Here is a 13463-nt window from a genome sequence, read left to right as displayed (position 1 = left end):
TGCCGTGATGCCGCGACACGAACACCCCCGCGAAACCGCGGATCGGACCCGGCTCGCGCCGGAACTGGCCGCCGCCACGGCGGCGCTCGCGACGGCCGGGGTGGCATCACCGCGTGTCGATGCGGAGCTGCTGGCCGCGTACGCCCTGGGTGTGCCCCGCGGCCGGCTGCTGCTCATCGACACGATGCGAGCCGGCGAGGCGGCACGTTTCCGGGCCCTGGTCGCCGATCGGGCCCGCCGGATCCCGTTGCAGCATCTGCTCGGCACCGCGGCCTTCCGGCATCTGGAGCTCGCGGTCGGTGACGGCGTCTTCGTCCCACGGCCCGAGACGGAGCTGCTGGCCGGGTGGGGGATCGAGTGCACCGGGCCCGGTGCGGTCGTGGTGGACCTGTGCAGCGGCAGCGGCGCCATCGCGCTGTCGGTGGCCGACGAGACGAAGGCCGCCCGGGTGATCGCGGTGGAACGGTCCCCGGAGGCGCTGCCCTGGCTGCGGCGCAATGCCGCCGGGTTCGGGTCGGTCGAGGTGGTCGACGGGGATGTGACCGATCCTGATCTGTTGTCCGATCTGCACGGTCAGGTCGACGTGGTGCTCTGCAACCCGCCATATGTCCCGGACGGCACTCCCGTTCCGGCGGAGGTGTCCGATCACGATCCGCCCAGCGCCGTCTTCGGAGGCGCTGACGGGCTGTCCGTGATCCGGCCCGTCATCGCGCTCGCTGCGAAGCTGCTGCGTCCCGGCGGCTGGTTCGGCGTCGAGCACGACGACGTGCACGGGGCGGCCGTGCCCCGGCTGATCACCGCCGACGGCCGGTTCACCGAGGTGAGGGCGCACGACGATCTCACCGGCCGCCCCAGATATGCGAGCGCTCGGCTCCGCTGACGACATGGCACACTGCATCTCGTGATGCTCTACGACTGCGCCACCGTCGCCGACCGGGACCGGGGGATCGCCGCGGCCGTCGAGGCGGCCAAGAGCGGCGAGCTCGTGGTGATGCCCACCGACACGGTGTACGGCGTCGGCGCGGACGCCTTCACCCCCCACGCGATCACCCAGCTGCACCACGCCCGCGGCTCGGACCGGCGGGTGCCGCCGCCGGTGCTGGTCGGCTCCCGGCACACGCTGGACGGGCTGGTCTACTCGCTGCCGCGGGCCGCCCGGGAGCTGGCCGACGCCTTCTGGCCCGGCGCGCTGACCATCATCGTCGAGCATTCGCCCAGCCTGCAGTGGGATCTCGGGGACACCGGCGGCAGCGTCGCGGTCCGGATGCCGCTGCACCCGGTCGCGCTCGAGGTGCTCCGCGAGGTCGGCCCGATGGCCGTCACCACCGCCAACAAACTCGGCCAGCCCGCGCCGGGCACCGCCGAGGAGGCGCGCGACCAGTTGGAGTACGCGGTCCGTGTCTACCTCGAGGCCGGCCCGGCCGCCGACCCGGCGCCGAGCACGATCGTCGACGTGACCGGCGATGTGCCCCGGGTCCTGCGGGCCGGCGCGGTGCCGCTGGAGAAACTGCGTGACGTGGTTCCGGACATCGTCGACGGGCAGGGCTGACGTGACGCCGTTCACTGTTCTGCACGTGTGCATGGGCAACATCTGCCGGTCGCCGATGGCCGAGCGCCTGCTGGCCCGGGCGGTCCGCGACCGGGCCGGCGACAGCACCGAGGAGCTGCTCCGGAGCCTGAGCGCGGGCACCGGTGGCTGGCACGAGGGCGAGCCGATGAACCCGCCGGCCGCCCGGCTGGTCCGGGCCCGCCGCGGCAGCGACGACGGTTTCGTGGCCCGCAAGCTGCGCGGCGACTTCATCGACGAGGCCGACCTGATCCTCACCGCCACCGCCGATCAGTACGACTACGTGGTCGCCCTGCGGCCGGACGCGGCCGGCCGGACCTTCGTGCTCGGCGAGTTCGGCCGCCTGCTCGGCGCGGTGGACCGGGCCGCCCTGCCGCCGGCCGACGCCAAGCCGGAGGCGGTGCACGCCCGCGGCGCCGCGATCGTCAAGGCGGTCGCCCGGCTCCGCGGCGACGACCAGCCACAGGGCGCCGACGACCTGGACGACCCGTGGGGCCGCGGCGACCAGACCTTCCAGCGCGTCGGCGACGAGATCGAGGACACCACGGTGCCGTTCGCCGCCCTGCTGCTCCCGTGACGAGCCGGATCGTTCGCCCGGACGCCGAAGGGCTGAGCCGGGCGGTGGAGATCCTGCGGGCCGGCTCGGTCGTCGCGTTCCCCACCGAGACCGTCTACGGCCTGGGCGCCGACGCCTTCTCCGAGCGGGCCGTCGGCGAGATCTACCGGCTGAAGAACCGGCCGAACTGGAACCCGCTGATCGTGCACGTCGCCGACGTGGCGGCGGCCCGGGAGCTGGCCGAGACCTGGCCCGCGCAGGCCGACGAGCTGGCCGCCGAGTTCTGGCCGGGCCCGCTCACCCTGGTCGTCCGCCGGGCCCGGCACCTGCCCGGCATCGGCGCCGCCAACGACACGGTCGCGGTCCGGGTGCCTGCGCACGACGTGGCCCTGCGCCTGCTCGAGGCGTCCGGTCTGCCGCTCGCCGCGCCCAGCGCGAACCGGTCGGAGGGCATCTCGCCGACCACCGCCGAGCACGTGGTGCGCAGCCTGCCGGACGTGCCGCTGGTGCTGGACGGCGGCGCCTGCTCGTGGGGCATCGAGTCGACGGTGCTGGACCTGACCACCGGCGTGCCGACCCTGCTGCGGCCGGGCGCGCTCGGCCTGCGCGTGCTGCGCGACGCGGCCGGCGCGATCGCCCTGCCGGACGCCGAGACCGCGGACGGCGCGGCCCGGCCGTCACCCGGGATGAGCCGGCGGCACTACGCGCCGCGGGCCCGGGTGCTGCTCTGCAAAGACATCCACGATGTGGACCGCGCCGAGCTGGCCGACCCGATCGGCGCGCTGGCGTACGAGGGCTCGGCCGGCTCTGAGGGAGCGTCGGGAACAGCCGTGGAAGCAGGCCGGACCGAGATCCTCTCGGCCGATCCGCGGGAGTACGCGGCCGACCTGTACGCGGCCCTGCACCGCCTGGACGACGCCGGGGTCGCGACGATCCTGGTCCAGGAGCCGCCGCAGACCGAGGACTGGCTAGCCGTCCGCGACCGGCTGGGCCGGGCGGCGGCGGAGTGACTCCTCGGCCTCGGCCGTGATGTTGCGGGCCATGCCGGCGAAGACCAAACCGTGGAAGGGCAGCACGGACGCCCAGTAGAGGTGGCCGGCCAGCCCGCGCGGCAGGAAGACCGCACGCTGCCGGTACACACTGCCGCCGGACGGTGACGGCTCGGCGCGCATCTCCAGCCAGGCACGGCCGGGCACCTTCATCTCGGCCCGCAGCCGCAGCAGCGAACCGGGCTCGATCTCCTCGACCCGCCACCAGTCCAGCGCCTCGCCGACCCGCAACCGGTGCTGGTCCCGGCGCCCGCGGCGCAGCCCGACGCCGCCGGCCAGCCGGTCCAGCCAGCCGCGGACCGACCAGGCGAGCGGGAACGAGTACCAGCCGTTCTCACCGCCGATGCCCTCGATCACCCGCCACAGGTGCTCGGGCGGCGCCTCGACCGGGCGGCAGCGCTCGTCGAGGTAGAGGCTGCCGCCGGACCACTTCGGGTCGCTGGGCAGCGGTTCGGCGGCGGCGTCCCCGCCGGACGCGGTGGACCAGCGGGTCTCCACGTCGGCGTCGCGGATCTTGCCGAGGGCGAGGCGGACGGACTCGTCGAAGCCCAGGACATCCGGGGTTGCCTTTTGTTTTCCGCCGCGGGTGGGCTCAGTCGGGCCGGGCAGCAGTTCGGTCAGGTCGTTCTCGTGTGCGACGGCCTCGTGCACCAGGCTGGCGACCAGCGGCCGGGCGATGGCGTTCGGCACCGGGGTGATCAGGCCGACCCAGTGCGCGGACAGCCAGGGGCTGAGGACGCGGGTCGGCAGGATGATCCGGCGGGGGAGACCGGCCACCCGGGCGTACCGGCGCATCATCTCGGCGTAGGTCAGCACATCGGCGCCGCCGATGTCGAACCCGCGGTTGACCTCGGGCGGCAGGTCCGCGGCGCCGATCAGGTAGCGCAGCACGTCACGTACCGCGATCGGCTGGATCCGGTTGCTGACCCAGCGCGGGGTGATCATGGCCGGGAGCCGCTCGGTGAGGTGGCGCAGCATCTCGAACGAGGCCGAGCCGGAACCGATGATCACCGGTGCCCGCAGCACCACCGTGGGCACCCCGCTCGCCAGCAGGATCCGGGCCACCTCGGCGCGGGAGCGCAGGTGCGCGGACGGGTGCTCGTCGGCCGGCGGCTCGGGTCCGCCCAGGTAGATGATCCGGCGTACCCCGGCGGCCCGGGCGGCGGCGGCCATGTTGGTGGCCGCCTGCCGGTCCCGCTGCTCGAAGTCGGCCTGCCCGAGCGAGTGCACCAGAAAGTAGACGACCTCGATCCCGTCGAGGGCCGCGACCAGGGAGGACGGGTCGAGCAGGTCGGCCTCGACGATCTCCACCCGGTCCTTCCACGGGACGTCGCGCAGCCGGCCCGCACTGCGGGACAGACAGCGCACGGCATGGCCGGCTTCGAGCAACCGCGGGGCGAGTCGGCCGCCGATGTAACCGGTCGCGCCGGTGACGAGGCATCGCATAAGTAGAGACTGTGCCCGCATGCAGGGGGTCTCACGCCATATGCTTTTTTCTGGCAGGCTCCTCGAGGTCGGGAGGCCAGAGGTGGGCACCTTCTGGGGACCGGACTTCGCCGCGCTCGAGCGCGACGATCCGGAGATCGCGGCTGTCCTGGTCGACGAACTGGCCCGGCAACGGGAGACTCTGCAGCTGATCGCGAGCGAGAGTTTCACGTCGCCGGCGGTGCTGGCCGCGCTCGGCTCGACGCTGGCGAACAAGTACGCCGAGGGCTATCCGGGTCAGCGCTACTACGGCGGCTGCGGGCAGGTGGACCGCGCCGAGGAACTGGCCATCGAGCGGGCCAAGGAACTGTTCGGCGCCGACCACGCCAACGTTCAGCCCCATTCCGGGGCGTCGGCAAACCTGGCGGCGTACGCGGCACTCGCTGAACCGGGCGACGTGGTGCTGGCCATGGGCCTGCCGCACGGCGGCCACCTGACACACGGCAGCAAGGCCAATTTCTCCGGCAAGTGGTTCCACCCCATCGCGTACCGGGTGGAGCCGGAGACCGAGGAGATCGACTACGACGAGGTACGCGACCTCGCCCTGGCGCACCGGCCCAAGCTGATCATCTGCGGGGCGACCTCCTACCCGCGGCTGATCGACTTCGCCCGGTTCCGCGAGATCGCCGACGAGGTGGGCGCCTACCTGCTGGTGGATGCGGCGCACTTCATCGGCCTGGTGGCCGGGCGGGCGGTCCCGTCGCCGGTGCCGTACGCCGACGTGGTCACCTGCACCACCCACAAGGCGCTGCGCGGACCGCGAGGCGGCATGATCCTCTGCCGTGCGGACCTGGCCCAGCGCGTCGACAAGGCGGTCTTCCCGTTCGCGCAGGGCGGCCCGATGATGCACACCGTCGCCGCCAAGGCGGTCGCGCTGCGCGAAGCGGGCATGCCCGCCTTCCGGGGGTACGCTCAGCAGACGGTCCGCAACGCCCGGGTGCTCGCCGCCGGTCTCGGCGCCGAGGGGATGCGCCCGGTCTCCGGTGGCACCGATACCCACCTCGCCGTGCTCGATCTGCGCGAGCTGGGCGTCAGCGGCCGGGAGGCGGAGGCGCGTTGCGCGGCCGCGCGGATCGCGCTCAACAAGAACGCGATTCCGTACGACCCGGAGAAGCCGGCCGTGGCATCCGGTTTCCGGGTGGGCACGCCGAGCGTCACCTCGCAGGGCATGCGGGAGGGCGAGATGCGGCAGATCGCGGGTCTGATCGGGGTGGCGGTGCGCAGCGATCCGGAGACGTCCGGCGGGGCGGGCCGGCTCGCCGAGGTCACCGAGGAGGTGTCGGCACTGGTCCGGCGCTTCCCGTTCTACGTGGAGCAGGAGGTCTTGGCGTGAGTCATGGGGACGGTCGGGATTCGGGCGCGGCGTACGCCGTACCGGATGATGAAGATGATCTCCCCCTGCCTGAGCTCCCGGCCCTGCCGGCCGACCCTCGCTGGCGGGTGGAACACCTGCCGCTGCTCTCCGCGGTCTGCGTCCTCCTGCTCACCTGCGCCGCCTCGGTCGGGTTCTTCGCCGGCGGCCCGGCCGCCGCGCTCGGCGCGGCCACCGGCGTCCTGATCGTCACCGTGAGCTACTCGATGTCGACCTTGGTGATCGCCTGGGCCGACACGGTGCGTCCGGCGCTGCTGATGCCCCTTGGCCTGCTCACATATATGCTGAAATACACGCTGTTGGGCATTATCCTGGCCTACGGAGTTTCCACCGATTGGCCCGGCAAAACGGCCCTCGGTCTGGGCATCGTCGCCGGCGTGATGGTGTGGACCGGCGTGCAGGCCTGGTGGATGTATGGCAGGACTGTCGGAAAGTGATCTATCGCACTGCGTTCCCCCTGGTCACAGCGGGTGAAGTAGGGCAGACGGCCACGATCTGGTGACCTCCTGGCTCGCGCCGTGTTCCGTTTTGGCGTGACAGGAGTACCGTGTCCAGACAGTTGCGAGACCCCTGACGCCTGGACAACTGCGGTTGTGCGGGGGGTCCCGCCTAGCTTCGCGTTTCCTGCTGATATCGTTCGGGCCGTCATGACCGGCCAGAAACCTCCCGACAAATCCCGCGGCGAAGACGGCTCCAACCTGCCTCCCGACTCGAGTGTGGGCATGACCGCTCTCTCGTATCTCATCGCGGGTTTGTTGGTATGGGGTGGCATCGGCTGGCTGGTCGACCACTTCGTCGGAACCAGGGGCATCTTCGCCGGCATCGGCTCCGTCCTCGGTATCGCCGGAGGCGTGTACCTCATCGTGCGCCGGCTCGGCGCCTGACAGGAAAGGGCCATGGTGATCGGTCAGTCGACGGTCCTCGCGGCGGCGTTCCCGCCCGATGTCGAGGACTTCTACCTGCCCAGCATCCTGCCGTGGGGCGAACACAACAATTACTGGTTCACCAAGGTCACGCTGCTGATCTGGGTGGCCGTCGCGATCATCATCGTCTTCTTCCTGGCCTCCTACCGGAAGCCGCAGCTGGTCCCCACCAAGAAGCAGTGGCTCGCGGAGAGCATCTACGGCTTCGTGCGGAACAACATCGCGGTCGACATGATCGGCCCGGCTGGTGTGCGCTTCGCGCCGTACCTCACGACGTTGTTCATGTTCATCCTGCTGAACAACTTCTGGGGCATCGTGCCCTTCGTGCAGATGTCCCCGATGTCGCACATCGCCTTCCCGGCAGTGCTCGCGGTGATCAGCTATGTGATGTTCATCTATGTGGGCGTCCGGCACCACGGTTTCGCCGGGTACTTCATGCACGCCCTGAAGCCGCCGGCCCCGTGGTTCATCCTGCCGCTGCTGGTGCCGATCGAGTTCTTCTCGACCTTCCTGGTCCGCCCCTTCTCGCTGGCGGTTCGTCTCTTCGCCAACATGTTCGCGGGCCACATGCTGCTGCTCGTGTTCACGCTCGGCGGCTTCGCGATGATCTCCGCGAACGCCATCTTCACGCCGTTCGCGGTTCTCTCCTGGGGTCTCACCATCGCGCTGACCCTGCTGGAGTTCCTGGTGATCTGTCTCCAGGCCTACGTCTTCACCGTGCTGACCGCGAGCTACGTCCAGGGCGCGCTCGCCGACGAGCACTGAGCAGTACTCGAACGCATCAGGTAACACCCCGTTTTTCGTCCCGCGTGACAGTCACGCGAGATACCAGGAGGAACAGAGAATGCTTCTCGCCGAAGTTGCTGGTAGCACCGCCGCCATCGGTTACGGCCTCGCTGCCATCGGCCCGGGTATCGGTGTGGGTCTCGTCTTCTCGGCCTACATCCAGTCGACCGCCCGCCAGCCGGAGTCGTCGCGTCTGACCCTGCCTTACGTCTGGATCGGCTTCGCCGTCATCGAGGCGCTCGCGCTGCTGGGCATCGCGTTCGGCTTCATCTGGCAGGGCGACTTCTGATCGTCGACCTCAACTAGGAGGTTCACATGATCGATCTCTATCTGGCGGCCGAAGAGGGCGCCACCGAGCACAACCCGATCCTGCCGATCTGGCAGGAGATCGTGGTCGGCTCGGTCGCCTTCGCGGTGCTCTGCTTCGTGCTCATCAAGTTCGTCTTCCCGCAGATGGAGAAGACGTTCCGGGCGCGGGTCGACGCCATCGAGGGTGGCATCAAGCGCGCCGAGGCCGCTCAGGCCGAGGCGAACCAGCTGCTCGAGCAGTACAAGGCGCAGCTGGCCGAGGCTCGTACCGAAGCCGCTCGCATCCGCGACGAGGCCCGGGCCGACGCCGAGGGCATCCGGCAGGACGTGCTGGCCAAGGCTCGCGAGGAGTCCGACCGCATCATCGCGGCCGGCAACGAGACGCTCGCCGCCCAGCGTGAGTCCATCGTCCGGGAGCTGCGCTCCGAGGTCGGCACGCTTGCGGTCGACCTGGCCAGCAAGATCGTCGGCGAGGCGCTGGCGGACGAGGCCCGTACCCGGGGCACCGTCGAGCGGTTCATCAACGACCTCGACTCGGCCGGGCGGCGCTGATGGCTTCGGGCGTGAGCCGCGAGGCCTACGGCGAAGCGTCGGACCGGCTCTCGGCCGAGACCGCGTCGGCCACGGCCGCGCAGCTGGCCACGGTCGCCGACGAGATCCTGTCGGTGGCCGGCCTGCTGCGGGCCCAGCCCCGGCTGCGCCGGGCGCTGACCGACCCGTCGCGGTCCGGCTCGGACCGGGCCGACCTGCTCAAGTCGCTGCTGTCGGGCAAGGTCACCGAGGCGACGGTGAACGCGCTGGGCACCCTGGTGTCCGGCCGTTTCTCCAAGCCGACCGAGCTGCTCGACGCCACCGAGCGCCTGGGCGCGGACACCCTGCTGGCCTCGGCCGGCAAGGACGGCAAGCTGGCCGAGGTCGAGGACGAGCTCTTCCGCTTCAGCCAGATCGTCTCGGGCAACTCGTCGCTGTCGGTCACGCTCAGTGACCCCAGTGCGCCGACGGAGCGCCGGGTTAAGCTGGTTCAGGACCTGCTGAAGGGCAAGGTTCACGTGGCCACCGGCCGGCTCGTCGAGCTCGCGCTGGACGGCTTCGGTGGCCGTGGTTTCGAGGCCTCGCTGATCCGGTTGGTCGAGCTGACCGCCGCGAAGCGGGATCGTGAGGTGGCGTACGTGACGGTGGCGAAGCCGCTCACCGACGCCGACGAGCAGTCCCTCGCCGCGAAGCTGTCCGCCCTCTACGGCCGTGAGGTCTCGCTGAAGGTGGACGTCAATCCGTCGGTTCTCGGCGGCGTGAGCGTCCGGGTCGGCTCCGATCTCTACGACGGCACGGTCCTGCGCCGGCTGAACGCAGCCAAGCAGGCGTTCGCTAAATAGTCCTTTCCCCTCGATTTTCCAATCGAGAAGCCCCCTCGGCGGCGGTGATCGTCCCGAGCTAGACAGAGAAGGCAGAGGATGGCCGAGCTGACCATCTCCTCGGATGAGATCCGGGGGGCGCTAGAGCGCTACGTCTCGTCCGGTACGCCCGAGCTCACCCGCGAAGAGGTCGGCATCGTCTCCGACGCGGGCGACGGCATCGCGCACGTCGAGGGCCTGCCCTCGACGATGGCGAACGAGCTGCTGGAGTTCGCTGACGGCACGCTGGGCGTCGCCCTGAACCTCGACGTCCGCGACATCGGCGCCGTGATCCTGGGTGACTACGCGAACATCGAGGAGGGCCAGCCGGTCAAGCGCACCGGCCGTGTCCTCTCGGTCCCGGTGGGCGACGCCTTCCTGGGCCGCGTAGTGGACGCGCTGGGTAACCCGATCGACGACCGCGGCGAGATCGCGAACGAAGGCTTCCGCGAGCTCGAGCTGCAGGCGCCGAACGTGATGGCGCGGCAGCCGGTGAAGCAGCCGCTGCAGACCGGCATCAAGGCGATCGACGCCATGACGCCGATCGGCCGCGGCCAGCGCCAGCTGATCATCGGCGACCGTAAGACCGGTAAGACCACGGTCGCGATCGACACGATCATCAACCAGAAGGCGAACTGGGAGTCCGGCGACCCGGAGAAGCAGGTTCGCTGCATCTACGTGGCGATCGGCCAGAAGGCCTCCACCATCGCCAGCATCCGGGGCACGCTGGAGGCGCAGGGCGCGCTGGAGTACACGACGATCGTCGCGGCTCCGGCTTCCGACCCGGCCGGCTTCAAGTACATCGCGCCGTACACCGGCTCGTCCATCGGACAGCACTGGATGTACAACGGCAAGCACGTCCTGATCGTGTTCGACGACCTGACCAAGCAGGCTGAGGCGTACCGGGCCGTGTCGCTGCTGCTGCGCCGTCCGCCGGGCCGCGAGGCGTACCCGGGTGACGTCTTCTACCTGCACTCCCGCCTGCTGGAGCGCTGCGCCAAGCTCTCCAACGAGCTGGGTGGCGGCTCGATGACCGGCCTGCCGATCATCGAGACCAAGGCCAACGACATCTCGGCCTACATCCCCACCAACGTCATCTCGATCACCGACGGCCAGATCTTCCTGGAGTCCGACCTGTTCGCCTCGGGTGTCCGCCCGGCGATCAACGTCGGCACCTCGGTCTCGCGGGTCGGTGGTTCGGCTCAGGTCAAGGGCATGAAGCGGGTCTCCGGCCGGCTTCGCCTCGACCTTGCCCAGTTCCGTGAGCTGGAGGCCTTCTCGGCCTTCGCCTCCGACCTGGACAAGGCGTCGCGTGCCCAGCTCGAGAAGGGCATCCGCCTGGTCGAGCTGCTCAAGCAGCCGCAGTACTCGCCGTACTCGGTCACCGACCAGACGATCGTCATCTGGGCCGGCACCACCGGCCAGCTCGACGACGTCCCGGTGGGCGATGTGCGCAAGTTCGAGCAGGAGCTGCTGGAGCACATCAAGCGCAACCTGAGCGAGGTCTACACCTCGATCGAGTCGACCAACAACCTGACGGACGACAACATCGCCTCGCTCGAGGGCGCCGTGGTCGACTTCAAGAAGTCCTTCCAGGGTGGGTCGGCCCAGGCCAGCGAGAGCGGTAACTAGGCATGGCCGGTCAGGTACAGGCGCTGCGACGGCGCATCCGCACCGTCAAGTCGACCAAGAAGATCGCCAAGGCGCAGGAGCTGGTCGCCACCAGCCGGATCGCCAAGGCTCAGGAGCGGGTGAACGCCTCCCGGCCGTACTCGGAGGCGATCACCAAGGTTCTGGGCGCGCTGGCGACCAACGCTTCGGTCGACAACCCGCTGCTGGTCGCGCGTGAGCGCGTCCAGCGGGCGGGTGTCCTGCTGATCACGAGTGACCGGGGCCTGGCCGGCGCCTACAACGCCAACGCCATCCGGACCGCCGAGCAGCTGATCGCTCAGCTCCGCTCGGAGGGCAAGGAGGTGGCGCTGTACATCGTCGGCCGCAAGGGCGTCGGTTACTACAGGTTCCGGAACCGGGAGATCGCCGCCAGCTGGACCGGCTTCTCCGAGCGGCCGTCGTTCGGCGACGCCAAGCGCATCGGTGACGCGCTGATCGAGGCGTTCGCGGCCGGTTCGGAGACGGACGGCACCTTCGGTCCGGAGAACATCGCGGGCGTGGACGAGCTGCACATCGTGAGCACCGAGTTCAAGTCTCTGATGACGCAGACCGCCAATGCGAAGCCGCTCGCGCCGGTCCAGGTCGAGGAGCAGGAGGAGACCTCCGAGCTGCGCCCGGCCTACGAGTTCGAGCCGGACGCCGACGAGCTGCTCGACGCGCTGCTGCCGAAGTACCTCAACACGCGCCTCTACGCGGCGCTGTTGGACTCGGCGGCGAGCGAGTCGGCATCGCGCCGGCGGGCGATGAAGAGCGCGTCGGACAACGCGGACGACCTGCTCAAGCGGTACACGCGCGAGATGAACTCCGCGCGGCAGGCTGCGATCACCCAGGAAATCAGTGAAATCGTCGGCGGCGCCAACGCGCTGGCCGAGGCGGGAAGTGATGTGTGATGACTGCTGTAGCTGAGCCCAAGGCTGAGACCGCTGTCGGCCGCGTCGTCCGGGTCATCGGCCCGGTCGTCGACGTCGAGTTCCCGCGGGACGCCATGCCCCCGATCTTCAACGCGCTGCACGTGGAGGTCACCCTCTCCGGCGGCACGAAGAAGCTGACCATGGAGGTCGCCCAGCACCTGGGTGACAACCTGCTCCGCGCCATCTCGATGCAGCCGACCGACGGCCTGGTCCGCGGCGCCGAGGTGGTCAACACCGGTGCGCCGATCTCGGTGCCGGTCGGTGACGTCACCAAGGGCCACGTGTTCAACGCCCTCGGCGAGGTGCTCAACGTCGACCCGTCGACCCTGGACATCCAGGAGCGCTGGTCGATCCACCGCAAGCCCCCGGCGTTCGCCGACCTCGAGCCGAAGACCGAGATGCTGGAGACCGGCATCAAGGTGCTCGACCTGCTCGCGCCGTACGTGCGTGGTGGCAAGATCGGCCTGTTCGGTGGCGCGGGTGTGGGCAAGACGGTGCTCATCCAGGAGATGATCATCCGGGTGGCCCGTAACTTCGGTGGCACCTCGGTGTTCGCCGGCGTCGGCGAGCGCACCCGTGAGGGCAACGACCTCATCCTGGAAATGGACGAGGGTGGCGTTCTGGACAAGACCGCGCTGGTCTTCGGCCAGATGGACGAGCCGCCGGGCACCCGTCTGCGGGTCGCCCTGACCGCTCTGACCATGGCGGAGTACTTCCGGGACGTCCAGAACCAGGAGGTGCTGCTCTTCATCGACAACATCTTCCGGTTCACCCAGGCCGGTTCCGAGGTCTCCACCCTGCTCGGCCGTATGCCGTCCGCCGTGGGTTACCAGCCGACCCTGGCCGACGAGATGGGCGAGCTGCAGGAGCGGATCACCTCGGTCCGGGGCAAGGCGATCACCTCGCTGCAGGCGATCTACGTGCCCGCCGACGACTACACCGACCCGGCGCCGGCCACCACCTTCGCCCACCTGGACGCGACCACGAACCTCGAGCGGTCGATCTCCGACAAGGGCATCTACCCCGCCGTGGACCCGCTGGCCTCCAGCTCGCGGATCCTGGCGCCGGAGTTCGTCGGCGCCGAGCACTACACGGTCGCCCGTGAGGTCCAGCGGATCCTGCAGAAGTACAAGGACCTGCAGGACATCATCGCCATCCTCGGTATGGACGAGCTCTCCGAGGAGGACAAGGTCACGGTCGCCCGGGCCCGCCGCATCGAGCGGTTCCTGTCGCAGAACACCTACGCGGCGGAGCAGTTCACCGGCGTTCCCGGCTCGACGGTCCCGCTGAAGGAGACCATCGAGGCATTCAAGAAGATCGCTGAGGGTGAGTACGACAACTACCCCGAGCAGGCCTTCTTCATGTGCGGTGGCCTCGAGGACCTCGAGAAGAACGCGCACGAGCTGATGAAGGGCTGATCTCAGCCCCGAATCCGTCCGAGAG

The 13463-nt window shown here is 69.9% G+C and carries 15 protein-coding genes; 14 read left to right on the top strand and 1 reads right to left on the bottom strand.

Annotation, left to right across the window (positions count from 1 at the left end):
- Nucleotides 1-7: 7 nt before the first annotated feature.
- From prmC to OHA21_RS33725, 4 genes are read left to right on the top strand one after another with little or no spacing between them, the layout of a single operon-like run.
- Complete coding sequence (gene prmC / locus OHA21_RS33740) at nucleotides 8-880, top strand: peptide chain release factor N(5)-glutamine methyltransferase (protein WP_328461865.1); 873 nt, start codon at nucleotides 8-10, stop codon at nucleotides 878-880.
- 24 nt (nucleotides 881-904) lie between these two features.
- Nucleotides 905-1549 (top strand): L-threonylcarbamoyladenylate synthase, encoded by a 645-nt coding sequence (locus tag OHA21_RS33735; protein ID WP_328478700.1) that lies wholly within the window; start codon nucleotides 905-907, stop codon nucleotides 1547-1549.
- Nucleotide 1550: 1 nt separating this feature from the next.
- On the top strand, nucleotides 1551-2144 hold the full coding sequence (locus OHA21_RS33730) for an arsenate reductase/protein-tyrosine-phosphatase family protein (RefSeq protein ID WP_328461864.1): 594 nt from the start codon (nucleotides 1551-1553) through the stop codon (nucleotides 2142-2144).
- Complete coding sequence (locus OHA21_RS33725) at nucleotides 2141-3133, top strand: L-threonylcarbamoyladenylate synthase (RefSeq protein WP_328461863.1); 993 nt, start codon at nucleotides 2141-2143, stop codon at nucleotides 3131-3133. Before OHA21_RS33730 ends, OHA21_RS33725 begins: the two co-directional genes overlap by 4 nt.
- On the opposite strand, the gene OHA21_RS33720 is transcribed toward OHA21_RS33725, so the two are convergent.
- Nucleotides 3092-4618, bottom strand: coding sequence for an SDR family oxidoreductase (locus OHA21_RS33720; RefSeq protein ID WP_328461861.1), 1527 nt, complete (start codon nucleotides 4616-4618; stop codon nucleotides 3092-3094). The two genes, OHA21_RS33725 and OHA21_RS33720, sit on opposite strands and share 42 nt — an antisense overlap.
- Nucleotides 4619-4700: 82 nt before the next feature.
- Between OHA21_RS33720 and glyA the strand changes: the two genes are divergently transcribed.
- The 10 genes from glyA (at nucleotide 4701) to atpD (ending at nucleotide 13438) form a co-directional block, all read left to right on the top strand.
- Nucleotides 4701-5990 (top strand): serine hydroxymethyltransferase, encoded by a 1290-nt coding sequence (glyA, locus tag OHA21_RS33715; protein ID WP_328461859.1) that lies wholly within the window; start codon nucleotides 4701-4703, stop codon nucleotides 5988-5990.
- 107 nt (nucleotides 5991-6097) lie between these two features.
- Nucleotides 6098-6466 (top strand): hypothetical protein, encoded by a 369-nt coding sequence (locus tag OHA21_RS33710; RefSeq protein ID WP_442874939.1) that lies wholly within the window; start codon nucleotides 6098-6100, stop codon nucleotides 6464-6466.
- Nucleotides 6467-6676: 210 nt separating this feature from the next.
- The gene (locus tag OHA21_RS33705) at nucleotides 6677-6913 is read left to right on the top strand and encodes an AtpZ/AtpI family protein (protein ID WP_442874938.1); all 237 of its coding nucleotides are present in this window, start codon (nucleotides 6677-6679) and stop codon (nucleotides 6911-6913) included.
- Nucleotides 6914-6928: 15 nt separating this feature from the next.
- Nucleotides 6929-7717, top strand: a complete 789-nt coding sequence (gene atpB, locus OHA21_RS33700; RefSeq protein WP_328478694.1) for a F0F1 ATP synthase subunit A — start codon at nucleotides 6929-6931, stop codon at nucleotides 7715-7717.
- 79 nt (nucleotides 7718-7796) lie between these two features.
- Nucleotides 7797-8027 carry an ATP synthase F0 subunit C gene (locus OHA21_RS33695; protein ID WP_328461857.1) on the top strand — a complete coding sequence of 77 codons (231 nt, stop codon included), beginning with the start codon at nucleotides 7797-7799 and terminating at the stop codon, nucleotides 8025-8027.
- 26 nt (nucleotides 8028-8053) lie between these two features.
- On the top strand, nucleotides 8054-8599 hold the full coding sequence (locus OHA21_RS33690) for a F0F1 ATP synthase subunit B (RefSeq protein WP_328461855.1): 546 nt from the start codon (nucleotides 8054-8056) through the stop codon (nucleotides 8597-8599).
- Nucleotides 8599-9420, top strand: coding sequence for a F0F1 ATP synthase subunit delta (locus OHA21_RS33685; RefSeq protein ID WP_328461853.1), 822 nt, complete (start codon nucleotides 8599-8601; stop codon nucleotides 9418-9420). The genes OHA21_RS33690 and OHA21_RS33685 overlap by 1 nt, the downstream gene beginning before the upstream one ends.
- Nucleotides 9421-9498: 78 nt before the next feature.
- Nucleotides 9499-11070, top strand: a complete 1572-nt coding sequence (atpA, locus tag OHA21_RS33680; RefSeq protein ID WP_328461851.1) for a F0F1 ATP synthase subunit alpha — start codon at nucleotides 9499-9501, stop codon at nucleotides 11068-11070.
- Between the two features lie 2 nt (nucleotides 11071-11072).
- Nucleotides 11073-11999 carry a F0F1 ATP synthase subunit gamma gene (locus OHA21_RS33675; RefSeq protein WP_328461849.1) on the top strand — a complete coding sequence of 309 codons (927 nt, stop codon included), beginning with the start codon at nucleotides 11073-11075 and terminating at the stop codon, nucleotides 11997-11999.
- The gene (atpD, locus tag OHA21_RS33670; RefSeq protein WP_442874937.1) at nucleotides 11999-13438 is read left to right on the top strand and encodes a F0F1 ATP synthase subunit beta; all 1440 of its coding nucleotides are present in this window, start codon (nucleotides 11999-12001) and stop codon (nucleotides 13436-13438) included. The genes OHA21_RS33675 and atpD overlap by 1 nt, the downstream gene beginning before the upstream one ends.
- The last annotated feature ends 25 nt before the right edge of the window (nucleotides 13439-13463 follow it).

It is taken from the genome of Actinoplanes sp. NBC_00393 (assembly GCF_036053395.1).
Lineage (GTDB): Bacteria > Actinomycetota > Actinomycetes > Mycobacteriales > Micromonosporaceae > Actinoplanes.
The sequence above is the reverse complement of the archived record's forward strand: the minus strand, read 5'-3'. Positions and strand labels throughout refer to the sequence as shown.